Origin of the sequence: Prosthecobacter sp., from assembly GCF_046154365.1 — a bacterium.
In the GTDB taxonomy this organism is placed as follows: domain Bacteria; phylum Verrucomicrobiota; class Verrucomicrobiia; order Verrucomicrobiales; family Verrucomicrobiaceae; genus Prosthecobacter.
On the sequence record NZ_JBJXFV010000088.1, the window covers coordinates 1 to 21,809 of the forward strand.

The window sequence follows — 21,809 nt, forward strand, 5'->3', positions numbered from 1 at the left end:
ACGGCTGCTTCCAACGTGCCCGCTGCCTAATACGCCCAGGGCGCTCCAATCCGCGCACGCCTCGCGCCAAACGCATGGCGCCCACCGCATACAAAAACTTGTGATCGCCTTAACTTAACGACATTGATTATATAATGATGATTTGTGTTTTATTCAGACTGCCTAACGCCTCTCGGTTTAGGCACTCCCTCGCGCTGCTTGTCATGAAACTCTCGATGCAGCCGTTTTTCCCGCAGTGATCCCGGCGCAATATAGCCCATCTTGTAGATTCCCACAACTCGGAATGACCCGGAAAAGGGCAGGACTTACGCATGAATAACTCCGAGGAGTTCGAGACGGAAGTTGGGATCGAGAGAGGCGCGGCGGCGTTTGCGGCGCAGGCTCAGTTTACTCGGGTGGTCTCGCAAGACTTTGATCGCTAGCTCGCGTTGGATGGAAAAATTATGGGCGGCAGTCTTGTCGCGCACTTGGCTGTGGTCTTCCCCAAAGGTTACGTCGAGCACCCAATGGCAGCGATTTTCCGGCGATGGCGGTTTGCGTGCCCATGGCATCAATGGTGACGGTGGCTCCGCTAAGTTCGAGTGTGGCGAGCAATCGCGGGATGGCTTCAATTTCATTGCTCTTTTCTTCGCAGACGACTTGAGCGGCGCTGAGCGAACGCGTATCGACCCAGGCACGCAGCAGGTGGACGCGATGCCGGCCTAACTCAGCGTTGTAGGTGCCGCGAAGAGTTTTGCCATCAATGGCAATGTGCAGACCGTTGAGTGGGCCACTCCATTGGCTGAGGATGTCTATCATGGCTTGTGGATCAATCTTCATGAAGACATTGCGGAAGACGTCATGCGAGGGTGCGCCATGCTTGAGAGTGAGGAAGCTGCGTAGCCAAGGCAGTTGAGTTGCGGCGAAACCCTTGTCGCGGCGAAATCCTCCATGTCAGTGAAGCTGTCAGCATCGCAGAGAAAGGCACAGAAGGAGCAGACAAGAACTTCATCGAGCCGGTGGAGGACTTTGCTTTGCTGGCGTGTGTCATCAAAGAGAGAGAAAGCAGAGCGCAAGCGGTGCAACACACTGAGATCAGCAGCAGAGTAATGGCAGAGGCGGGAGAGGCGGATAGTTGGGTTTCATCTACACTCTCATCACTCATTATGGTAATCTATACAGTGAAGAATTTATTCATTCACCGCGTGTAATATCCAGGTTTTCTATCTCTGCTCATGCGTAAGCCCTGGGTTCAGATGGCTGGAAACGAAATCATTCTCGCAATAGAGAGAGTTCGAGGGCCGGCCAGCCAATGCTGTGTCGTGCGAGCAGAGGCATCAGATTCTCTGGAGTTGATTGATCCTCTCGACGTCGCGTCGGACCTGCAAAAACAGGAGAACAGGCGCTGAATTCCTGCATTCCTTAAATCTCAAAGATTTGCCGGACAGGCTCTTAGCCTTGCCCCTGGCTAGCTTCTTTGATCCCTGCGGGATCCATCGAAACCGCCGCAGATGCCTTGCTGCGCTGTTGTTCCAATTTCGTGCGGAGTTCGTCGAGTTCTTCTTCGAGATCGGCGATCTTTTTCTCCAAAGCCGCGCAGTATTTCACCGGATCGCGTTGTTGCAGGCGTTCGAGAAGATTGAACAGTAGAGCGAGACGCCAGAGGCGCGTCCACAGGCCGCGGAGGCGGTAAGCACGGAGGAGCTTGCCGGCGCGGAGCATGCGGGTGAAGCGGAAGGCGTTCAGCACACGCAGGAAAGCGACGAGCGGGAGCAGGATGATGACGAGATTGATCCAATTCTTGAGGCAGTAGGCCAGTTTGTTGGGTGCGGCGGCCACCATCCATAAAAATTCGGCGGTGAAGCCGATCCAGATGACGCAGGTGGTCAAATGTGTCGCCAGAGCCATGCGCGGATGATTTTCCAGCGTCTCGCCGCCGGTGAGTTCGGCTCCCAGCACTGGCAGCACGAGCAGCGTGAGCACGACCATCGGCAAGGCCAGTTTTTGCTCCAGCTTCTCGGAGGTTTCTTCGCCTGCGGGCTTCCAGCCAATGCCGGGCAGCCAAAGCCAGCCGCGCGGCTTGCTGCTGGCGGTGACCATGCGCAGCGGTGGGAGCAAGGACGTGAGCAGCAGGCGTTTGAGGCGGGCGGACCACGCATCGCTGGAGAAAAACAGCCCTAGCACGCCTTCGATGATCACGACGGCCCACAGGGCGATGATCACCACGCAGAACAGCGTCTGCGTCAGCAACCAGCCGCGAAACGACTCGCCGCTATCGCCATGCGGCAGCACGAGGCCGATGGCGGTGAGAACGGCGAGGGCGACGACGAACATCATGCCGTGGCGAAAGGTGTCGCCTTGGGGTGCTGTGCCGGGAGAGGTCGGTGTGCTCATTCGCGTCATGTTAGAGCCGCCTCGGCATTTGCAAAGCGGCGGCTTGCCCCCATCTTGGCCGCCCTTTATGCCCGAACTCGACAAGACCTACACACCAGCCGACGTGGAAGCCCGCTGGTATCAGCGCTGGCTGGATGACAAATGCTTTGAAGCCGATCCCGCTCGGGTGAGCGAGAGGCGCCCGGCCTATTCCATCGTCATCCCGCCGCCGAATGTCACGGGCGTGCTGCACATGGGGCATGTGCTGAACAACACCATCCAGGACATCCTCTGCCGCCGTGCCCGTATGCTCGGGAAGGAAGTGCTGTGGCTGCCAGGCACTGACCACGCTGGCCTCGCCACACAGAACGTGGTGGAGAAGACGCTGAAAAAGCAGGGCGTCATTAAGCATCGCGACGACCTCGGGCGCGAGAAGCTCATCGAGAAAATCTGGGAGTGGAAGGGCACTCAGGGAGACATCATCATCGACCAGCTCAAGAAACTCGGCTCCTCCTGTGACTGGAGCCGCCAGCGCTTCACTTTTGATCCCGACTACAACGCCTGCGTCATGCGCGTGTTCGTCGATCTCTACAAAAAGGGCCTCATCTACCGTGGCAAGCGCATGGTGAACTGGTGCCCGTCCTCCCTCACCGCGCTCAGCGATGAGGAGGTCGTCATGAAGGCACAAAACGCCATCATGTATCACTTTAAAGTCGAAGTCGTCGAGGACGACACTGCCAAACCCGTCCGGCCCCGCGCCATTGACATTTCCGAACAAGAAGAACAAACTAGCCACCATGAGTTCACGCACACAAACCGCCGAACAGGTCTCTCCACCTACATCACCGGGCCTCGTTTTGACGAGCGATCCGGACCGGGTCTCTCAGCCGCTAACCGACGCCGAGTGGGGCAGGCACTCGCTCTATATCGAGAGCTTGTCGGAGCACGAGAGGCTGATGCGCATGGTGAGAGGACATACACAGTCGCTTCAGCAGCAGCAGGACTCGGCATCCCGCTGATCAAGCTGCCTGAGCTGGGGCTCAAAATAGATACAGCAGGCATCTGGCAGCCTTCGGGAGACGATTTGATCCGTCTCAAGGCAGGTTCAGAGGCGCAGCCCTTCCTCGACAAAGCGGATGGTGTTGTTTTCAAAATCTTCGCCATGCTCGATGACGATGGCGTCGGTAAGAAGCTCCGCGCCAAGTGTGAGGACGGGCGCTGGTATGTGGACTTCGAAAAAGCCAGCTTCATCGAGTCCTTGGAGAAGCTGAACCTCCTCCACGAGATCGGCGGCTTGCCCACGGAGATCGTCGGCATCACGCCACAGGCCGCGTGGATCGTTTCGCAGCCACAGGCAGTCGAAGTGCCCCTCAGCGAGTATCAAGCCGCCCGTGCCGAGGCCGTGGCCAATGCAGGCGGCATTCAGATCGCTGGTGTTCGCGGCCTGGAGGACATCCGCATCGTCTGGCACCGCGACCGCGCCTGGATGATCGGTGATTTGCACGCCAAGAACATCATGCGCGACTCTTCGGGCAAGGCGGTCATCATGGACGCACTCGTCGCACCCGTGCCGAAGGCCATGCTGGCGCTTCCTGCGGTTCAAACCGCTATCCGCGAGGCCAAAGCGAAGGCAGGCGTGCTCGACGCTGGCGACCAGGCCGACCTTTTCGCCGCGCCAAAGGAGAAAACCTACCTCACCATCGCCACCACGCGCCCCGAAGTGATTCCGGGTGACCAAGCCATCGCCGTGAATCCGAAGGATGAGCGCTATGCCCATCTCATCGGCAAACACGTGCGCCGTCCGCTGCCAGTCGAAGATCAGGCGCTGCTGCCGATCATCGCCGACGAGCATGTCGATTTCACCTTCGGCACCGGCGTGTTGAAAGTCACGCCCGCGCATGACAAGGCCGACTTTGAGATCGCGCAGCGTCACAACCTGCCCGCCGTCGATGTCATGCATCCGAACGGCGTGCTCAACGAGCTCGCTGGCAAGGACCTCGCCGGCATGGAGCGCTTCGCCGCCCGCAAACGCGCCGCCGAGCTGCTCGCGGAAATCGGCAGCCTCGTCAAAGAGGAGCCGTATCAGAACAACCTCGGCTACTCCGAGCGTGCCGATGTGCCCATCGAGAGCCGTTTGAGCGAGCAGTGGTTCCTCAAATACCCGAGCGTGAAGGAAAGCCAGGCCGTCGTGGCCAATGGCGAGATGAAATTCCACCCTGACCGCTGGGCGAAGGTCTATGACCACTGGATGACCGGCCTTCAGGATTGGTGCATCAGCCGCCAGGTGTGGTGGGGGCATCGGATTCCGGTGTGGTATCGGAAGAGTGCAGATCAGTCAGATCGGACCGATCCGTTCGATCCGACTCAGGAAGTTTACTGCGGCGTCGAACCTCCCGCCGATCCCGAAAACTGGACCCAAGACCCCGACGTCCTCGACACCTGGTTCAGCTCCTGGCTGTGGCCGTTTGCGACGATGGGATGGCCGGAGAAGACTTCCACGTTGAAGGCCTTCTACCCCACGACCGATCTCGTCACGGGGCCGGACATCATCTTCTTCTGGGTCGCCCGCATGATCATGGCGGGCTTCGAGTGGATGGGCGAGCTGCCGTTCAAGAACGTTTATTTCACCGGCATCATCCGCGACAAGCAGGGCCGCAAAATGTCGAAGTCGCTCGGCAATTCGCCCGATCCGCTGGAGCTAATCGCCAGCTACAGCGCGGATGCGTTGCGCTTCGGCATCATGCGTAGCGCCCCGCTGGGCCAGGACATCGCCTTTGACGAAAAGAACGTCGAACTGGGCCGCAACTTCTGCACCAAGCTCTGGAACGCCGCACGCTTCCGCCAGATGCAAGGTGGCGAGGTCGAGACCGAGATCAGCGCCGCCCTGCTCAGCAGCGACGACAAATGGATCCTCCTGCGCCTCAACACCGCCATCGCCGAGGTCAGCACCGCACTCGACGACTACCGCTTCAGCGACGCCACCGCCACGCTCTACCGCTTCTTCTGGAGCGAGTACTGCGACTGGTACATCGAGGCCAGCAAAGCGGTGCTGCAAGGCAGCGACGCGAAGCGCAAAGCCAACACCCTCGCCATCATCGACTTCGTGCTCGGTCACACGCTGCGTCTGTTCCATCCCTTCATGCCCTTCATCACCGAAGAGCTGTGGCACGGCATGGGCTTCAACACCGACCTTCCCGAAAACCAAGGCGGCAAGAGCATCATGTTCGCCCCGTGGCCGAAACCGCTGGATGAAGACGAACTCGCCCACTTCGGCATCCTGCCCGAGGACGAAAAGACCGCGAACGACAAATACGAAGCCGTCAACTTGGGCCGTGGCCTGAAGAGCACCTTCAACATCAATAAAAAAGTCCGTTTCGTGCTCAAACCGGCCTCCGAGCTGCCTGCGCATGAAATTGAAGTGCTGCGCATTTTGCTCAACGCCGAGCCGCTCGATGTCGATTCGACCTTCCAGCCGAAAAAAGGCACTCCAGCGGCCCTCACGCCTCTGGGAGAGCTTTTCCTACCTCTCGACGGTCTCATCGACGTGGAGGCCGAAACGGCCCGCGTGGGCAAGGAGATCGCCAAAGTGCAGTCTGAGCTGGAAAAGGTCCGTGCGAAGCTCGCGGACACGAATTTCACCGCCAAGGTGCCGCAGAAGGTGCTGGACGATCACACGCAGCGTGAGGCGGACTGGTCCGCACAACTCGCGAAGCTGAAGACGATGCTGGAGGCGCTGGGTTAACAAGGAGTGGAAGGGCCAAACTTTAGGCTTGTCGGCGAGGCCGGGGCATGACCATGCTCTGGGAAATCCCCGCTTAACCCGAACCCAACACACTCATGCTCAAGCTCCTGAAATTGTCCTTCTTGCCGAAGTCTCCCGCCTACGGCCTGCTCATCCTGCGCGTCTCCCTCGGTTTCTCCATGCTGCTGCTCCACGGTCGCGGCAAAATGCTCGGCTTCGCTGCCACAGCGGAGAAAATGAACGGCCTGCTCGGCCTGCCTGGAAATGTGAACGCGGGTCTGGCCGTGTTCGCCGAGGTCGTCTGCTCCGCACTGCTGATCGCCGGGCTGTTCACCCGTTTCGCCGCTCTGATGCTGGCGATCACGATGGGAACCGCCTTCTTCTTCGTTCACAAGTCAGCGCTAGTCGGCGCGAGTTCCGGCGAGCTAGCGATGGTGTACCTCATTGCGTATGTGACGCTGCTGTTCACCGGCGCGGGCAAGATCTCGGTGGATCGCGAGTAGGCTGAGTTCGATTGACGAAGGCCCGGCGGCGAGAGCTGCCGGGCTTTTTTGTGTGCATAGCTTTTCTTGCATTCGCCTCCATGCGGTCAAACATCGGCGGTCTATGGCGAAGGTAACTCTCGGCCTGGTGCAAAGCCGGGCATTTTCAAGCAAGGACGAAAGCGTGCAGCAGCATGAGCGGCTGATTCGTGATGCGGCGGCACGCGGGGCGCAGATCGTGTGTTTGCAGGAGCTTTTTAACACGCCGTACTTTTGCATCACGCAGGACACGGCGCTGTTTGATCTCGCCGAGGCGGTTCCAGGGCCAACGACGGAAAAACTGGCCCCGCTGGCGAAGGAACTCGGGGTGGTGATCATCGTGCCGCTGTTTGAGAAGCGTGGGCCAGGGCTGTACCACAACACAGCGGCGGTGATCGACGCGGATGGCACGGTGCTGGGCAAGTACCGCAAGATGCACATCCCGCAGGACCCGGGGTTCGAGGAGAAGTTTTATTTCACGCCGGGAGACCTCGGCTATCGCGTGTGGGACACGAAATTTGGCCGCATCGGCGTGTTGATCTGCTGGGACCAGTGGTACCCGGAAGCCGCAAGGCTCACGGCGCTGGCCGGAGCAGAGATTTTGTTCTACCCCACGGCCATCGGCTGGCTGCCGAGCGAAAAAGCCGAGCTGGGAGCTGCCCAGCACTGCGCTTGGGAAACCGTGCAACGTGGGCATGCCGTGGCGAACGGCTGCTTCGTGGCGGCGGTGAACCGCGTGGGTACCGAGCAGCAGAGCGAGTTCTGGGGGCAGTCGTTTGTGGCAAATCCGTATGGAGAAGTCGTTGCAAAGGCGTCCGTGAGCGCTGAAGAGATTTTGATCGTGCCGTGTGACCTGTCTGCGGTGGAGGATTTCCGCCGTATCTGGCCGTTTTTCCGTGATCGCCGCATTGACACCTACGCTCCCCTGACCAAACGCTACCTTGATGAGTAAAGCCGCCTATCCCCAAAACTACCGTCTGCCTGCCGAATTCGAACCGCAGGAGGCGATCTGGCTTTCGTGGCCGTCCAACAAGGAAAGCTGCCCGAAGACCTACCACAAGCTGCAGGACAAGTTTGGCGAGATCGCCAGCACCATCAGCCGCTATGAGCGTGTGCGCATCAATGCGCCGGTGCTCAGCCACATGAACATCCGCCTCAGCATTGCCGACAACGAGGGCGATCTGAGCCAAGTGGACATCTACGAGAACAACACGAATGACGTGTGGTGCCGTGACCACGGGCCGATCTTCATCAAGCACAACGAGACCGGCAAGGTGGCGATCACCGACTGGGAATTCAACGCCTGGGGTGGCAAGTTCCCACCGTGGGATCTCGACAACGCCATTCCTGAGAAGGCGGCGGCGGCGCTCAAAATGGAGCGTTTCACCTCGAAGATGATCCTCGAAGGCGGTGCCATCGAGACGAATGGCAAAGGCACGCTGCTGACCACCGAGGCCGTTTTGCTCAATCCCAACCGCCACGGCGGCAAACCCGGCAACAAAGCCGAAGTCGAGAAGGAGCTGAAGGCCATGCTCGGCGTGAAGGACATTGTCTGGTTCAAGAAAGGCATCGAAGGCGACGACACTGACGGTCACATCGACGACGTGGTGCGCTTCATCCGTGAAGACGCCGTGATTTGCATGGTCGAGCCGCGTGAGACCGACCCGAACCACAAGGTGCTCAAAGACATCCGTGAGCGCCTGGATGACGTAAAGGCTCCCGACGGCGGGAAGCTTGAAATCATCGAGATCGAGATGCCCCAGGCCATCGAAATGAAGGACTGGCGCCTCAGCCGCCTGCCGGCCAGCTATGCGAACTTCATGATCATGAACAACGCCGTGCTCCTCCCGCTCTTCGGACACAAGAAGAAGGACGCCATGGCCGAGGACAAGATCTCCGAGTGCTTCCCAGGCCGCGAAATCATCTCCATGATGGCGAAGGATCTCGTCACCGAAGGCGGTGCGTTCCATTGCATCGGGATGCATCAGCCAAAGTGAGGAGGTAGGTAGGGGTGATTAACTATTCAGCAGACTGTAAAAGTGGGGCAGAATTTCAATAACGAGTGAATTAAGGCGGAAATAAAACTGGTGGAGTCTATAAAGACTTACTTGGCGCTCCGTTTGTGTTTGGTATTCTCGCGCCGCTATGACAGCTCTACCAAACCGTGATCTCTCCATTTTTCGCCGAGTACTCGGCGGATCGCTCCTAACGGCACTCCTTGCAGCCTGCGCCCTGCCGGATGCGGCATTCCAAAACTACACTACGGCAAACCGGTTCAGTCAGTGGAGCGGCGTGCTGGGCGCTCTCAGCGGCGGGAATGTGCGGCGTGCCGAAAGCGCGGACAACCGGGTGCTCTACAACGGTGCGGCGTCAATGAATGTGCCCACGCAGTCGGAGTCGATCAACGACATCGCACGGTTGTTCGCCGGCATGGACGCTTCATTTGGCGGTGGTGCGACGGGCAACGTGCGCAATTCGCCCGCCTGGGCCGCGCACAAACTGCGCATGGACAATCTATGGGCCACGCACCAGTCCGTGCATCGTGCGCCGTTGCAGTCGTGGGCCAGCTCAGAGATCGGCGACATCAAGGGTGCGAATGCGATGTTTTACCCGTTTAGCGGGCCAGATTTCCTGTTTGCGAGCGCCTTGTTCCCTTCGGCTGAAACCTATGTGATGTGCGGCCTGGAGCCGGCGGAGCCGCTGCCACGTATGAGCGGGCTGTCCCAGCCGGAGATCGAGCGCGGTCTCGCCGGCCTGCATAATGCCGTCTCCACCATCATGCAGAGCGGCTATTTCATCACGACGGAGATGCGCAGCACGCTGCAAGCCACGCGGTTTCGTGGTGTGCTGCCGCTGATGCTGGCCTTCATGGCCCGCACGGGTTACACCGTCGAATCCGTCGATACGGTGCGGCTCGACGGCACGGGCAGTGTCACGCTGTCCGGCTCCTCAGGGAACACCGGTCTCATGATTCGCTGTCGCAATGGTTTTGGCAGCGTGAAGCGGGTGTTTTATTTCCGCCAGGATCTGTCCAACGGCGGCGTGAGTGCTGGCGGGGCGTTCCTGACCTTTGTGTCGCGTCTGGGCCGCGTCCCGGCCTTCTTGAAAAGCGCCTCTTACCTCATGCATGATGGTGGCTTCTCCAACATTCGCGAATACCTGCTGCGGCACAGTAGCGCCATCGTCCAGGACCCCTCGGGCGTGCCCTATCGCGACTTCGTCCGCCATGGCTGGGATTTGCGGCTCTACGGTAACCATCGCGGCACCCTGGGCATCTTTTCAGGCTGCCAGCAGCCGGATTTGACCGCCGCCTACTCCTCCGGACGCTACCCGGTGAAGCCGCTGAACTTCGGCATCGGCTACCTCATCAATCCCCAGACGACCTGCCTGATGGTGGGTCGGCCGCGGCGTTGATGGACGGAAAGCCGGACTTTCGGTTGACGCCCGAAAGTCCTCGGCTAGTATCGCGGCCCTCTTTCCCCCAAAATCTATATGGCAAAAATCTGTGAAATCACCGGCGTCGGCGTTACCCGCGGCCACCACATCCACCGCAGCGGTAAAGCCAAGAAAGAAGGCGGTATCGGTCGTCACATCACGAAGCGTGTGAAGCGCGTCATCCTGCCGAACCTCCGCAAGAAGCGCATTTTCATTCCTGAGCTGAACAAGTTCGTCGATGTGAAGCTCACTGCGCGTGCGCTCAAGACCCTCGACAAGAACGGTGCCTACGCCACGCTCAAGAAGGCCGGCCTGATCTAATCATAGCCTCGCAGACTTTCACGACGGGCGGACTTGGCAACAGGTCCGCCCGTTTTTCTTGCATCAACGATGCAGCGGGGCTGAGGCACTGCCAGGAATCGCCACGCCGGGGATAACGCCCGAATGCTGCGTGCCGAAGAACGGTGAGGCAGTGGGGTTGTTGTTCCTCGCATTGGTGTAACCCAGCGTTGGGCTGTATTGCACGCCGGGGAAGCCGGTAAAGACAAGGCCGCCGCTTTGCGGGACGTAGATGCCGCCAGTGCCAGCGCCGATGGAAGCAATGCCCGTATTGCTCCAGCCGCGCGATTGCCGAGCACCATGCCCATAATGATGGAATGACGAGGGGTAACCGATGCCACCCAATCCCAGCACGGGAGCCAGACCAGTGAAGCCACCATACGGCTGCTGCATCAGCACCATCGGCTGTTGTGCTGCATAACGGGCCTGCGCGGCTATCATGGCCGCAGCCAGCTTCGTTTCGCGATCCCGCCGTGCCTGCTCCGCTTCCTTGCGTGCGTCGGCGCGTTCTTTCTCATAGGCATGCGCTTTCATGGCGTCATAGCCCAGCGCGCTGCGCATCGGCTCGGTCAGATCGGTGAAAAGGACTTTCGCAGCCCCCTTGCTGTGCATAAACGAGACGCCATCAGGATCACGCTTCATGATCCTGCATTTTTGGTAGGTCTTGCCTTGAGCCGTCTCGATGGTGGTTGCTTCAAGGGCGCACACGGCTGCCGTGAGGCCAAGCTGCAGCGCGATGACAGAGAGCAGGGTCGTTTTCATAGCAGTGAGTGGATTTGACCGCCTGAACGCACCGAATGCCAGCTTTTATTGCTTCGCAAAACCGAAGCAACCGCTCACGGGAATACGCGGAGGACGCTGCTGAACGGACTGACGCCCACGCCGATGCGGAGGCCGCCGCCGACATTCCACGACCGGAAAATCGTGGGACTCACATAGGCGCTCGGTGCGTAGCCTCCTCCATAGTAACCGCCATACGGATAGCCGTAACCGCTCACCGGATAGTAAGGCGCGTAGCTGCTGCCGTAACCGAACGGATAGCCGCCCCAACGTGAGTAACCGCCGCTGCGATAGTCCCTGCCACCGACCGCCGGACCTGTAATCGGCGTCCCCACCCATGAGGGCGTTTGATAACCCACCGTTGGCAACGATTCACCCGGCAGCGCCAGCGACATCGTTGGCGGGCGCGGCGCGTAGTAGGCCGTGTGCGCCGCCGCCAAGTAGCTCGCTTCGGCCATCTGCGCCTCCATGAGCCGCTCCTGCATCACGCTTTCCTGCCGCCTCTGCCGCTCCTGCTCCGCCTTGCGGGCGGCGGCCTGCTCGCGCTGATACGCCGCCTCCTGCTGAGGATCGTACCGGAACTCCTGCCGCATGCTCGCAGGCAGATCCTTGAAGGCGATTTTCGCCGCGCCATTCCGGTGCGTGAACGAAACGCCATCAGGATGCACGCGCATGATCCTGCAGTCGTAAAATGACTTTCCGCTGCGAGTGGTGATCGTGCCGTAATTTTTCGGTGCGGCAAACGTGGGCATTACTGCCAACAGCAGAGCGAGGAACAGGGCGAATCGTTGCATGGGAGACCTCCGGTGGGAATGACTTGGCTCTATGACAACCGCAGACACGCTGCCGTTGCCTTGGAACTGACACAAAAACTCAAAAAATCACCCAGCAGCCCGGCCTCAGACCATCGGGCAGCTCAGCCAGAACGTGGTCGTGTTGTTCTCCGAAGCCACGCCGAGCTGGATGTTCATCTGATGGCTCAGCATCGCGGCAATCGTCAGCCCAAGGCCGAGGTGATTGCTGTTTTTCGTGCCATGGAACGGGCGGAAAACTTCCTGAATCTTTTCCGGCGGGATCTGGGAGCCGGTGTTGCTCACCAGGATGTCCACGCGGCGCTGTTCTGCCGGAGTGATCGTGCCAGGGCCGCAAATCTTCAGCGCACAACGACCGCCACCCTTCGCCGCTGCTTCAGCGGCATTGCGCAGCAGCTCGGTGAGGATGTCTTTGAACTTCGTCGGATCGACCAGCACCGGCGGCAGACCTGCCTGCACGTCGGCCTCAAGCTGCACGCCTTCCTTTTGAAACGGTTCCATCACCGCGCCTTCGATGACCGGTAGATATTCGTTCAGACCCAGCGACTGCGGGCTGATCTTCGCACAACCGCCGGCAGAGCGGATACGCTCGCTCAGATTCGTCACGCCCACGGAAGCCTCACGGATGTGCTGCATGTTCTCGCTCACACCTGGATCGAGATCCTCCTGCATCAAAATGAGACTGCTGAAGCCCTGGATCACCGCCAGCAGGTTGTTCAGCTTGTGCGTCAGTCCGCGCAGCAGCTCCTGATGGAAGCCATCGCTGTGTTCAGTGCCTAGATTCAGGGAGGTGGGGAAATAAAACTGCATGGCGTAAAATCGTGGAGGCGCAGTAATGCAGTCGCGGGGCGGTGGAGGCAATCGCGAATTTGGCGACTTGTTTGACGCGGCGTGACTAAAAACTGGCAACACCATCGGCACCTGCCACAATCCGCCGCTTATGGCCCTCCTCGAAGTCCGACATCTCACCAAGCGCTGGCCCACCGGGCGGCTGGCGCTCGATGATGTCAGCTTCCAGGTGAAAGAGGGCGAAATCCTCGGCCTGCTCGGCCACAACGGTGCTGGCAAGAGCACCATCATGGGCATCACGCTCGGCATGGTGCGGCCGGATCTCGGCGAAGTGCGCATCGGTGGCCACAGCGTGCAGCAGGCACGTGGCAGAGCGCTCCAGCAGATCGGCGCGATCTATGAAGCCGCCGTGTTTTACGAATACCTCAGCGGCTGGCAAAATTTGCGCGTGCTCTGCTCGCTCTCCGGCTGGTGGGATGAGGCGGAAGTGAAACGCGTGGTGCAGATGGTCAATCTCACGCGGGCGATCCAGCAGAAAGCCGCCACCTACAGCCACGGCATGCGCCAGCGTCTCGCTCTCGCGCAAGCCCTGCTGCCACAGCCGAAAATTCTGCTCCTCGACGAACCCACCGACGGCCTCGACCCCGAAGGCATCCGCGAATTCCGCGAACTCATCCTGCATCTGCGCAAGCAGCACGGGCTGACCATCATGCTGAACTCGCACCTGCTCGGCGAAATCGAGCAGATGTGCGACCGCTGCGTCATCTTGAAGGACGGCAAAAAAGTTTATGAAGGCCCTGTGCCCTCACAGGAAAAGAGCAAACGCCTGTACCTGCTCGAAACCACCGACCTCGGCCTCGCCCGCGAAGTGCTTGACCGCTCCGGGGCCACGATGGACAAACACGGCATCGTCGAAGTGCCGCAGCACATGGAGCCGCATGAACTCATCGCCGCGCTCGTCCGTGGCACCGTCCAAGTCAACGCCTGGCAGCCGCATCACCGCACGTTGGAGGAACTTTACATGGGCCTGTCCTCGAAATCATGATCCTGTTCTTCCAGCAATGGTCCGGTGAGCTGTTAAAGCTCTTTGCCCGCCGCCGCACCTACATCGGCTTCGGTGCCTTTGTGGCGCTCGAAGTGCTTTTGCTGCTGCTCATCAAAAAATACGGCATGGGGCCGATTCAAAAGGCCGTCGTGGGTTCCGGCCAGAGCTTCGAGTACTACTTCTCCGCCATCACCGTGGCCAGCACCGTCATGGGCTTCTCCGTGTTCCTGCTCGGCGCCTTGTTCCTGAGCCTCGTGGCCGGCGACATCGTTGCGAAGGAAGGGGAAGACGGCCACATGCGCCTGCTGCTCGCACGCCCGGTCAGCCGTTTCCGGCTGCTGCTGCTCAAATACCTCACCTGCACCGGTTATGCGTTCTTTTTGATCCAGTTCCTCGCCTGGACCTCGTTTTTACTCGGCCTCGTGCTGCGTGGCTGGGGCGGCGGTTATTTTGCCATCGTGCCGGAAGTTTCCGTCGTCGCATTTTATGACTGGGGACCGGGATTGCAGCGTTATGCGCTGAGTTCGCTCTATCTTGGCCTCAGCATGACCACGATCAGCAGCATCGCGTTTTTTCTCTCCTGCTTTCGCATCATACCTGCTGCTGCCACCATCGGCGCACTCACGTATATCCTGGTGGACTTCATCATGCGTAACAGCGGCTTCATGGACAACTATCAGCACCTCCTCGTCACCAAATACATGGCGAACTGGGGCCGTATTCTCGCCGAAACCATCGACTGGCCGCTCATTTGGCGTGGTTATGCGGTTGTTTTTGCCGTCAATCTCACACTTTTTACCTTGGGTTTTGCCGTGTTTGAATCCAGAGACTTAAAATCATGAACGTCATCAACAACATCCGCCAGCTCCGCTCCTGGAGCACCATCAACAAAGGAACACGCTGCGTCTTCGTCCCCACCATGGGTGCCATGCACGAAGGCCACGCCGCGCTCATCCGTGCCGCACGTGACATCGCCGGCCAGAACGGCAACGTCGCCGTCAGCATCTTCGTCAACCCGCTCCAGTTCGGCCCCGGCGAAGACTTTGAAAAATATCCGCGCACGCTCATCGAAGACCTCGGCATCTGCCGCGACAACGGTGCCGACATGATCTTCGCCCCGAAAGCCGAGGAAATTTATCCGCCTGACCGCAGCATCGTGCTCCACGAAACCAGTCTTTCGCACCTCCTCTGCGGTGCCAGCCGTCCCGGCCACTTTGAAGGCGTCTGCACCGTCGTTGCCAAGCTGTTCAACCTCATCCAGCCCGACGACGCCGTGTTCGGCAAAAAAGATTACCAGCAGCTCGCCATCATCCGCCGCCTCGTGCGAGATCTTGATTTCAACATCGTGCTGCACGGCATCGACACCATGCGCGAAGATGACGGCCTCGCCATGAGCAGCCGCAACCGCTACCTCAGCCCCGAAGAACGTGCCCAGGCCCCCGCCCTGCGCGCCGCTCTCGTCGCCGCCCGCACTGCCTGGAGAAATAGCGAGCGCGATCCCGCCGCGCTGCAAACCCAGATCACCAAACACATCCAGGAGCACGCCCCCATTGGCCGCATTGACTACGTCGCCGCCGTCGATGCCGCCACCCTCCAGCCCGTCTCCGCCACCACCGAACTCGTCGTCATCGCCGTGGCCGTCTTCTTTGGCACCACCCGCCTCATCGACAACGTCGAGCTGAAATAAGCGCTCCCTTTTCCGGTCTCAGCCCCTTTGCCAGTTTCACCTCCTCCCTTCGCAGTTTCTCCATCGCTTCTTGATGTCCGAACCCCTCTCCAGCCACACCGCCGAAGGCTACGACCTCGAAGTCGTCCGCCGGGTCTGGAGCCTCGCGCAGACCATTCCCGGTAACGACCCCGAAGTCTGGCGCAAAGACGAGTTCGGTGCGTGGATTCATCGCGGCGACTACCGCAACCGCCATTCCGACTTCGGCTGGGAGATCGCCGACTACGGCTACAGCCGCCGTAACCTCGGTCTCGCTTCATTGCGCCCCATGCAGTGGCAAAATCACCTCGACTTCATGATCGCCGCCCGCAATCAAGCCGTCGTCACCGCCGACGGCCTCCGCAACGCCCGCCGCCTGCTATAGTAGCCATCATCGCTCCGCGTGATGAGCACAGCGCGGCCGAAAGTCCCTCATGCTTGCGCTCGTTCACAAGCTCGCATGATCCCTTTCGCCTTCATCACGCTACTCGCCCGGCCCCGAGCATGCCGCAGGTTCCAGTGCGCATAGGCGCAGTAGAGTCCGGTGCCATTCCCTTCCCGGCTGAAGGCATACCAGGACATCACGGCTTGCGAGAGTGCGAAGAAGTCGCGTGCGCGTGTCAGCCGTGAGCGGCGCTGCTCAAAGCGCCGCTTCGTGGCTCCGAGCACCCGCAGTCGTTGTTGGTCCAGCAACCACCCCGGAGTACGCAGTGGCGTCCTACCAGGCTGCTGCTTCCACCGGTGTCTGCACCGTGATTCCTCACCGCTTCAACCTCCCGCTGAAATTTGTCTTCATGCCTCATGCCCCTGCGGCTCCCCCACATGGGTGATGCGGGTGATGTGCGCGGTGGAGATCCAGTCAAAATAACCGGCCTCGTCCATCACCACCATCATCGACCCGGCGGGATTGAGAAGCGCATAGTCCGTGTGTGGCACGGTATGCACCGCCTGATCAGCGATGTGCAGGCGAAAGGGTTTGAAGGGGCGGCTGTGAAGCAGACAGCGTATTTCTTCAGCGACCATGATGGACTGATTTTAGGCTGAGCGGTTCTGATTTCACCAAAAAATTTCAGACCGCTGCGCGGTATGGGCTTTCTCTTTGCCACATCTCATCTGCTCATCACGCTTCATGGCCTTCGAATAAGGGTAAAAGAGAAAAGGGTAAGGAGCCTAGCCCCCGGACACCACCAGCACACAACGGAACCCGCCGTAATCGTAGCGACTACCGGGGACGCTGCGATGACGACCCGACGACAGCAGAGGGCCGCGGACGCCGTAGTACCACGAACCGCCCCGGAGAACGCGGTCTTTTTGCGCTGCATCAAACCAGTCTTCGCACCATTCCCACACATTGCCGCCCATGTCGTAGAGGCCGAGTTTGTTCGGCTTGAAGCTCATCACCGGTGCCGTGGTCGGGAAGCCATCGTCGTAGTCTTCAAGGTATTGGGCGGTACCGGTTGGAGCTTTGGCTTTGCGGCTCGCATCACTGTAGTTGCCCGCTTTATCTTTGATCTTCGGTGGAAAGTCACCACCCCATAGGAACTCGGTGTTTTCTTTGCCGCTGAGCATCGCGGGTGTAGTGCCTTTCGGGCGCTTCTCCGCACGGCCTAGACCCACCACGGTGCTCCATTCTTCATCCGTGGGCAGGCGGTACGTTTTGCCTTCTTTCTGGCTCAGCCACGCACAAAATTTCTGCGCGTCTTCCCAGCTCACGCGCATGACGGGATGCTGCTCTTTGTTTTCCGTGGGTGTGAAGCCGTCCGCGCTTTGATCTTTCCAGGTGCCGTCCACGCCCTGCGCCTCTGCCGCATACGCGGCATAGTCGCTGTAGCGCACCTCATGGATGCAGAACAGCACGTCGGTCCCTTTCACCGGCAGGAACTTCATGCCGAGCGCGTTCGTGATACCGTCCTTCGCCGCGAGCACAGCGGCGGGAGCCAAAGTAGTCCCGGACTTTAGTCCGTTCTGGGGCGGTTCGCCGGTTGGGGGTGTTTGCGCCGCGATGACGGACTGAAGTCCTGGAGTACTTTCCTTGAGCGCCTCCCGATAGCCACACACGGTCTTCGCATCAGCGAGGCGGTCACTCTTGGCGAAGTCGCTCTCCATCGTGGCGAGGCGTGTATCCAGCGGTGCGATCAGTGCTTTGAGATTGGTGGCACGCGTGGCGGCGAGCTTCGCATACGCGGTGCGATAAATCGCACGCAAGGCTTTGAGGCTCGCAGGGGTCTTATCCTCATCGGTGCCTGGCAGCGGTTGTTTATCGGTGATGAGTTTTTGCTCCGCTTCGAGCGCCAGGATGCCATCGAGATGCCCGGCGGCCTTTTCTTCCGTGATCTTCTTCGCGATGCCGCCGAGGTAGCCCGCGTTCAGCTTTGTGAGGTCGGTGTCGAACGGTGCGGTGACGCGCTCGGCTTGCAGTTTGATGAAGGTGGCGTCCAGCGCGGTGAGTTCGGGCGGGAGAGTAGTCCCGGGCTTTAGCCCCTCTGGGTGCGGCGCTTCGATCTTGGGCGCGGGGGTTGCTTGCGCCACGACGTCCGACTGCGCTGGCGCTGCCATCACCGCTGCGGCGGCGACAGGCGTAGCTTGGCTCTCCAGAGCCGAGGGTTTGGGAGCAGTGACGACGGGCGGGGCGGCCTTCACCGGCTCCGGCTTGGGTGCTGCGACGACCTTGGCGGGAACGACGGCTGCGGTAGCCGAACTCGCCAGAGTTTGGGGCTTGGGTGCCTGCGGTGCCGCTGACTCGGCTTTGGCAAGCCGAGCTACGTCCTTCTTGCCGCCGCTGAACATGACGAACGCGCCTACCGCCAGCGCTGCTGCAACGCCAATGAACAACGGCGTCTTGGACTTTGGCGGTGGTGTAGGCGTGGCCGCCTGGCGTAGGATGGGTGTGGCGTTAGCCCGCCCGTCGGTAGCGGTACCGCCAGCAGACGGGCGGGCTGTCGCCACACCCATCCTACTTCCCGGCGGTGGCCTCTTGGGCATTTGTGCGCTCGAATAACGCTGCAAGTCCGGCGCTGGCACCGCTGGCATCAAGAGGCTGTCCAACAGAGTACTCCCGAGCTTTCATCCTTCGCAGTCTTGCTACGGAACGGATTAGCTCGTCAGGACCGCGAAAGTCTGCCGCTCTCGTCTCGTTCACTCGGCAACATGATCCGTTTCGCCTTCATCACGCTGCTCGCAACGACCGCCGCCCAAGCAGCGAGCACCGACTTCGCCAAGGACATCTTCCCCGTCCTCCAGCGGGCCTGCTTCGAGTGCCACGGCCCCGAAAAACAAAAAGCCGACCTCCGCTTCGACACCGCCTCACCGAAGCACGTTAAGATCGGCTCCGATCTCCTGCGTCGTATCGCTTTGCCGAAGGAAGACAAAGAAGCCATGCCCAAGCGTGGCGACCGCCTCACTGCCGCCGAAATCACGCATCTCCGCGACTGGATCAGCGCCGGCGCGAAGTGGCCCGACAAACTCGAAACGCTCAAGCACTGGAGCTACGTCCCACCGCAGCGACCGCCACTCCCCGCCATTCAAAACAAAGCGTGGCCCAAAACCGAACTCGATCACTTCATCCTCGCCCAACTCGAAGCCGCGAAACTCTCCCCATCTCCCGAAGCCACTCCCGAAACCCTCATCCGCCGCCTCTCGCTCGATCTCACCGGCCTGCCGCCGTCTCCGCAGGAGGTTGCCGACTTTGTGGCTGCTGTGGCGAAGGAAAAAAGTGCTCAGTCCTCAGTGCTCAGCCCGCAGACTCCGAAACTGAGCACTGAGCACTCGGCACTGAGCACTTCCACCGTCGCCACACGCACCGCGTACGAATCCCTCACCAATCGCCTCTTAAACTCACCGCAGTTCGGCCCCCGCTGGGCACGTCCTTGGCTCGATCTCGCCCGCTACGCCGACTCCCACGGCTTCCAGCGCGATGACTTGCGCGACATCTGGGCCTATCGCGACTGGGTCGTGAACGCGCTCAACGCGAACATGCCCTTCGACCAGTTCACCCTTGAACAAATCGCCGGTGACCTGCTGCCCAACGCCACGCCCGCGCAAATCATCGCCACCGGCTTCCATCGTTGCACGCCCACGAACGTCGAAGCCGGCACCGAGCCCGAAGAAAGCCGCATCAATCAAGTCATCGACCGCGTCAACACCACTGGCGCCGTCTGGCTCGGCACCACGCTCGAATGCGCCCAGTGTCACAACCACAAATACGATCCCATCACCCAGCGCGACTACTACTCGCTCCTCGCCTACTACAACAACACCGAGAAGGAAGCCGAACGCAAAGACCCCAAGACCCCCGGCTCCATCGCCTTCCTCGGCGCTCCGTTGAAGCTCAGCGATCCCGAGCGCGATGCGCAGCGCCAGCAGCTCACAGCCCAATTGAAAACGCTGAGCACTCAGCTCACCGCACGTCAGCAGCAGGCCGCCGCCGCGCCCTCTGGACAAATCAATGCGGCCAGCCCGATGAAAGTGCTCAAACCCACCGCCTTCATCACCGAAAGCGATGCCGAATCCGAACTCCAGCCCGACGGCAGCGTGCTGCTCACCGGCCCCGTGCCTGAAACTGACACCTACACCTTCGAAGCCGAACTCAGCGCCGGTGAACTCAGCGGTTTGATGCTCGAAACGCTCACGCACAGCTCCATCGCCGGTGATGGACCCGGTCGCGGTGGCGCGAATCGCCCGAACTTCGTGCTCCACACCTTCGATTGCACCCTCACCACGCCCAATGGCAAAACGCAGCCGCTCCAATTCAGCGCCGCGCATGCCGACTACTCGCAAAAGAACTTTGAAGTCGCCAATCTCATCACTCCCAAGGGCCGCAAAGCCTGGGCCATCGGCCAGCGCTTCCATGAACCGCACTGGGCTGCGTTTGAACTCGCCAAACCGGTTCAGATCACGGCTGGCACCAAGCTTAGCATTCGCATGGAGCAAAAATTCGGCTCCGGCCTCGTCATCGGCTGCCTGCGCATCTCCAGCATCACCGGTGATGTCGCCGCCTGTCTTCCCGCCATCGAAGAACCTGAAACCGTCACCACCCAACGCGGCAAAGGCAAAGCCGCAGCCGCAGCGAAGTCACAAGACCCCGAACTCGCCGAACTCGAACGCCAGAAAGCCGCGTTGCAAAAACAAATCACCGCGCTCGAACCTACTACGACCGAAGTCATGCGCGAACTGCCGCAGCCGCGCCTGTCCGCCATCTTCAAGCGCGGCGTTTACACCGACCCCGCAGACCCCGTCACGCCAACCGTGCCTGCCGTTTTCAATTCGAAGCTCAGCGGCCCACCTAACCGCATCACGCTCGCCAAATGGCTCACCAGTCGCGACAACCCGCTCGTCGCCCGTGTCACCGTGAATCGCTGGTGGGCCGAACTCTTCGGCCAGGGCATCGTCAGCACGCTCGAAGACTTCGGCATCAAAGGCGCAGCCCCAAGCCATCCCGAACTCCTCGACTGGCTCGCCGTCGAGTTCATCGACAGCGGCTGGAACATGAAGCAGGTGCTCAAGAAGATCGTGATGAGCGCGGCTTACAGACAAAGTGCTCAGACCGGTAAAACTGAGCACTTGGCACTGAGCACTGAGCACTCGGCTACCGTCATCGACCCCGCCAACACCCTCCTCTGGCACGGCCCACGCTTCCGTCTCGATGCCGAAACCATCCGCGACAACGTTCTCGCCATCGCGGGACTGCTCAATTTGAAGCAAGGCGGCGTGCCCATCCGTCCGCCGCAGCCGGAGGGCTTGTGGAAAAAAGTCGGCGGCCAGGATTACAACTACGTCGTCAGTCCCGGAGCCGAACCATACCGCCGTGGCCTCTACGTCGTGCTCAAACGCGGCTCACCCTATCCCAGCTTCATGAACTTCGACGCCAGCGCCCGCATGGCCTGCGTCGTGCGCCGTTCGCGCAGCAACACGCCACTGCAGGCGCTCACGCTGCTCAACGATCCCGTCTATGTCGAAGCCGCGAAGGCCTTCGCCAAACGCATCGTCATCGAATCACCGAGCCAGGATCTCGATGCCCGTATTCAGCATGCCTTCCGCCTCGCATTGGCACGCACGCCGCAGCCGGAAGAAGCACAAGTGCTCAAATCGCTGTGGGGAACCCAGTTTGAGGCCGCGCAAACCGACGCCAAGGCCGCCAACGAGCTCGGCACCGGCTTCGAACTGCCGAAAAATCTGACTGCGGCCGAATTCGCCGCCTGGTATGCCGTGGCGAGCGCGATTCTCAATCTTGACGAGTGCATTACGAAGGGCTGAGCAGCTTTCGCCAAGAATAGGCTGGTGATGGCGTTGT

Annotated in this window: 18 protein-coding genes and 1 pseudogene; 11 read left to right on the forward strand and 8 right to left on the reverse strand. The window is 60.3% G+C overall.

Annotated elements, in window-relative coordinates; genetic code table 11:
• Positions 1 to 522: 522 nt before the first annotated feature.
• From ACKVY0_RS11340 to ACKVY0_RS11350, 3 genes and pseudogenes are all read right to left on the reverse strand, one after another.
• Positions 523 to 891 (reverse strand): annotated as a pseudogene (locus ACKVY0_RS11340) (ISAs1 family transposase); the annotation flags it as partial.
• Positions 816 to 1,067, reverse strand: coding sequence for a transposase family protein (locus tag ACKVY0_RS11345; RefSeq protein WP_409214931.1), 252 nt, complete (start codon positions 1,065 to 1,067; stop codon positions 816 to 818). The gene ACKVY0_RS11345 and the pseudogene ACKVY0_RS11340, both read right to left, overlap by 76 nt.
• Positions 1,068 to 1,431: 364 nt before the next feature.
• Positions 1,432 to 2,373, reverse strand: a complete 942-nt coding sequence (locus ACKVY0_RS11350) for a potassium channel protein - like protein (protein WP_409214932.1) — start codon at positions 2,371 to 2,373, stop codon at positions 1,432 to 1,434.
• A 67-nt stretch (positions 2,374 to 2,440) separates the two neighbouring features.
• Here ACKVY0_RS11350 and ACKVY0_RS11355 point away from each other — a divergent pair, with 67 nt between their 5' ends.
• The 6 genes from ACKVY0_RS11355 (at position 2,441) to rpmB (ending at position 10,371) form a co-directional block, all read left to right on the forward strand.
• Entirely contained in the window at positions 2,441 to 6,094 is a 3,654-nt protein-coding gene (locus tag ACKVY0_RS11355) for a valine--tRNA ligase (protein WP_409214933.1), read from the forward strand.
• A gap of 95 nt (positions 6,095 to 6,189) precedes the next feature.
• Complete coding sequence (locus tag ACKVY0_RS11360) at positions 6,190 to 6,597, forward strand: DoxX family protein (protein ID WP_409214934.1); 408 nt, start codon at positions 6,190 to 6,192, stop codon at positions 6,595 to 6,597.
• A gap of 103 nt (positions 6,598 to 6,700) precedes the next feature.
• A complete protein-coding gene (locus ACKVY0_RS11365) occupies positions 6,701 to 7,567 on the forward strand; it encodes a carbon-nitrogen hydrolase (RefSeq protein ID WP_409214935.1) in 867 nt (288 codons plus the stop codon).
• Positions 7,560 to 8,612 carry an agmatine/peptidylarginine deiminase gene (locus ACKVY0_RS11370; protein ID WP_409214936.1) on the forward strand — a complete coding sequence of 351 codons (1,053 nt, stop codon included), beginning with the start codon at positions 7,560 to 7,562 and terminating at the stop codon, positions 8,610 to 8,612. Before ACKVY0_RS11365 ends, ACKVY0_RS11370 begins: the two co-directional genes overlap by 8 nt.
• A 148-nt stretch (positions 8,613 to 8,760) precedes the next feature.
• Entirely contained in the window at positions 8,761 to 10,029 is a 1,269-nt protein-coding gene (locus ACKVY0_RS11375; protein ID WP_409214937.1) for a hypothetical protein, read from the forward strand.
• 78 nt (positions 10,030 to 10,107) lie between these two features.
• On the forward strand, positions 10,108 to 10,371 hold the full coding sequence (rpmB, locus tag ACKVY0_RS11380; RefSeq protein ID WP_409214938.1) for a 50S ribosomal protein L28: 264 nt from the start codon (positions 10,108 to 10,110) through the stop codon (positions 10,369 to 10,371).
• A gap of 63 nt (positions 10,372 to 10,434) precedes the next feature.
• On the opposite strand, the gene ACKVY0_RS11385 is transcribed toward rpmB, so the two are convergent.
• The 3 genes from ACKVY0_RS11385 to ACKVY0_RS11395 form a co-directional block, all read right to left on the reverse strand.
• On the reverse strand, positions 10,435 to 11,151 hold the full coding sequence (locus tag ACKVY0_RS11385; protein ID WP_409214939.1) for a hypothetical protein: 717 nt from the start codon (positions 11,149 to 11,151) through the stop codon (positions 10,435 to 10,437).
• A gap of 74 nt (positions 11,152 to 11,225) precedes the next feature.
• Positions 11,226 to 11,963, reverse strand: a complete 738-nt coding sequence (locus tag ACKVY0_RS11390) for a hypothetical protein (RefSeq protein WP_409214940.1) — start codon at positions 11,961 to 11,963, stop codon at positions 11,226 to 11,228.
• Between the two features lie 105 nt (positions 11,964 to 12,068).
• Positions 12,069 to 12,791, reverse strand: a complete 723-nt coding sequence (locus ACKVY0_RS11395) for a sensor histidine kinase (RefSeq protein WP_409214941.1) — start codon at positions 12,789 to 12,791, stop codon at positions 12,069 to 12,071.
• 130 nt (positions 12,792 to 12,921) lie between these two features.
• On the opposite strand from ACKVY0_RS11395, the gene ACKVY0_RS11400 reads away from it, so the two are divergent.
• The 4 genes from ACKVY0_RS11400 to ACKVY0_RS11415 all read left to right on the forward strand — a co-directional run bounded on the left by ACKVY0_RS11400 (position 12,922) and on the right by ACKVY0_RS11415 (position 15,905).
• Positions 12,922 to 13,815, forward strand: a complete 894-nt coding sequence (locus tag ACKVY0_RS11400; protein ID WP_409214942.1) for an ABC transporter ATP-binding protein — start codon at positions 12,922 to 12,924, stop codon at positions 13,813 to 13,815.
• The gene (locus tag ACKVY0_RS11405; protein WP_409214943.1) at positions 13,812 to 14,657 is read left to right on the forward strand and encodes an ABC transporter permease; all 846 of its coding nucleotides are present in this window, start codon (positions 13,812 to 13,814) and stop codon (positions 14,655 to 14,657) included. Before ACKVY0_RS11400 ends, ACKVY0_RS11405 begins: the two co-directional genes overlap by 4 nt.
• Positions 14,654 to 15,502, forward strand: a complete 849-nt coding sequence (gene panC, locus ACKVY0_RS11410; protein ID WP_409214944.1) for a pantoate--beta-alanine ligase — start codon at positions 14,654 to 14,656, stop codon at positions 15,500 to 15,502. The genes ACKVY0_RS11405 and panC overlap by 4 nt, the downstream gene beginning before the upstream one ends.
• 73 nt (positions 15,503 to 15,575) lie before the next feature.
• Positions 15,576 to 15,905: a hypothetical protein gene (locus ACKVY0_RS11415; RefSeq protein WP_409214945.1), complete on the forward strand. Its 330-nt coding sequence runs from the start codon at positions 15,576 to 15,578 to the stop codon at positions 15,903 to 15,905.
• 407 nt (positions 15,906 to 16,312) lie between these two features.
• Here ACKVY0_RS11415 and ACKVY0_RS11420 read toward each other — a convergent pair whose 3' ends face one another.
• Together ACKVY0_RS11420 and ACKVY0_RS11425 are read right to left on the reverse strand one after the other, a co-directional pair.
• On the reverse strand, positions 16,313 to 16,543 hold the full coding sequence (locus ACKVY0_RS11420) for a hypothetical protein (protein ID WP_409214946.1): 231 nt from the start codon (positions 16,541 to 16,543) through the stop codon (positions 16,313 to 16,315).
• Positions 16,544 to 16,690: 147 nt separating this feature from the next.
• Positions 16,691 to 18,502 carry a formylglycine-generating enzyme family protein gene (locus tag ACKVY0_RS11425; protein ID WP_409214947.1) on the reverse strand — a complete coding sequence of 604 codons (1,812 nt, stop codon included), beginning with the start codon at positions 18,500 to 18,502 and terminating at the stop codon, positions 16,691 to 16,693.
• Between the two features lie 165 nt (positions 18,503 to 18,667).
• On the opposite strand from ACKVY0_RS11425, the gene ACKVY0_RS11430 reads away from it, so the two are divergent.
• Complete coding sequence (locus ACKVY0_RS11430; RefSeq protein WP_409214948.1) at positions 18,668 to 21,772, forward strand: PSD1 and planctomycete cytochrome C domain-containing protein; 3,105 nt, start codon at positions 18,668 to 18,670, stop codon at positions 21,770 to 21,772.
• Positions 21,773 to 21,809 lie beyond the last annotated feature (37 nt).

What these genes read in the sequence shown, in the direction of transcription:
- ACKVY0_RS11350 (WP_409214932.1), bottom strand. Translation starts at nt 2,373, where the DNA reads ATGAGCACACCGACCTCTCCCGGCACAGCACCCCAAGGCGACACCTTT.
- ACKVY0_RS11355 (WP_409214933.1), top strand. Translation starts at nt 2,441, where the DNA reads ATGCCCGAACTCGACAAGACCTACACACCAGCCGACGTGGAAGCCCGC.
- ACKVY0_RS11360 (WP_409214934.1), top strand. Translation starts at nt 6,190, where the DNA reads ATGCTCAAGCTCCTGAAATTGTCCTTCTTGCCGAAGTCTCCCGCCTAC.
- ACKVY0_RS11365 (WP_409214935.1), top strand. Translation starts at nt 6,701, where the DNA reads ATGGCGAAGGTAACTCTCGGCCTGGTGCAAAGCCGGGCATTTTCAAGC.
- ACKVY0_RS11370 (WP_409214936.1), top strand. Translation starts at nt 7,560, where the DNA reads ATGAGTAAAGCCGCCTATCCCCAAAACTACCGTCTGCCTGCCGAATTC.
- ACKVY0_RS11375 (WP_409214937.1), top strand. Translation starts at nt 8,761, where the DNA reads ATGACAGCTCTACCAAACCGTGATCTCTCCATTTTTCGCCGAGTACTC.
- rpmB (WP_409214938.1), top strand. Translation starts at nt 10,108, where the DNA reads ATGGCAAAAATCTGTGAAATCACCGGCGTCGGCGTTACCCGCGGCCAC.
- ACKVY0_RS11385 (WP_409214939.1), bottom strand. Translation starts at nt 11,151, where the DNA reads ATGAAAACGACCCTGCTCTCTGTCATCGCGCTGCAGCTTGGCCTCACG.
- ACKVY0_RS11390 (WP_409214940.1), bottom strand. Translation starts at nt 11,963, where the DNA reads ATGCAACGATTCGCCCTGTTCCTCGCTCTGCTGTTGGCAGTAATGCCC.
- ACKVY0_RS11395 (WP_409214941.1), bottom strand. Translation starts at nt 12,791, where the DNA reads ATGCAGTTTTATTTCCCCACCTCCCTGAATCTAGGCACTGAACACAGC.
- ACKVY0_RS11400 (WP_409214942.1), top strand. Translation starts at nt 12,922, where the DNA reads ATGGCCCTCCTCGAAGTCCGACATCTCACCAAGCGCTGGCCCACCGGG.
- ACKVY0_RS11405 (WP_409214943.1), top strand. Translation starts at nt 13,812, where the DNA reads ATGATCCTGTTCTTCCAGCAATGGTCCGGTGAGCTGTTAAAGCTCTTT.
- panC (WP_409214944.1), top strand. Translation starts at nt 14,654, where the DNA reads ATGAACGTCATCAACAACATCCGCCAGCTCCGCTCCTGGAGCACCATC.
- ACKVY0_RS11415 (WP_409214945.1), top strand. Translation starts at nt 15,576, where the DNA reads ATGTCCGAACCCCTCTCCAGCCACACCGCCGAAGGCTACGACCTCGAA.
- ACKVY0_RS11420 (WP_409214946.1), bottom strand. Translation starts at nt 16,543, where the DNA reads ATGGTCGCTGAAGAAATACGCTGTCTGCTTCACAGCCGCCCCTTCAAA.
- ACKVY0_RS11425 (WP_409214947.1), bottom strand. Translation starts at nt 18,502, where the DNA reads ATGCCCAAGAGGCCACCGCCGGGAAGTAGGATGGGTGTGGCGACAGCC.
- ACKVY0_RS11430 (WP_409214948.1), top strand. Translation starts at nt 18,668, where the DNA reads ATGATCCGTTTCGCCTTCATCACGCTGCTCGCAACGACCGCCGCCCAA.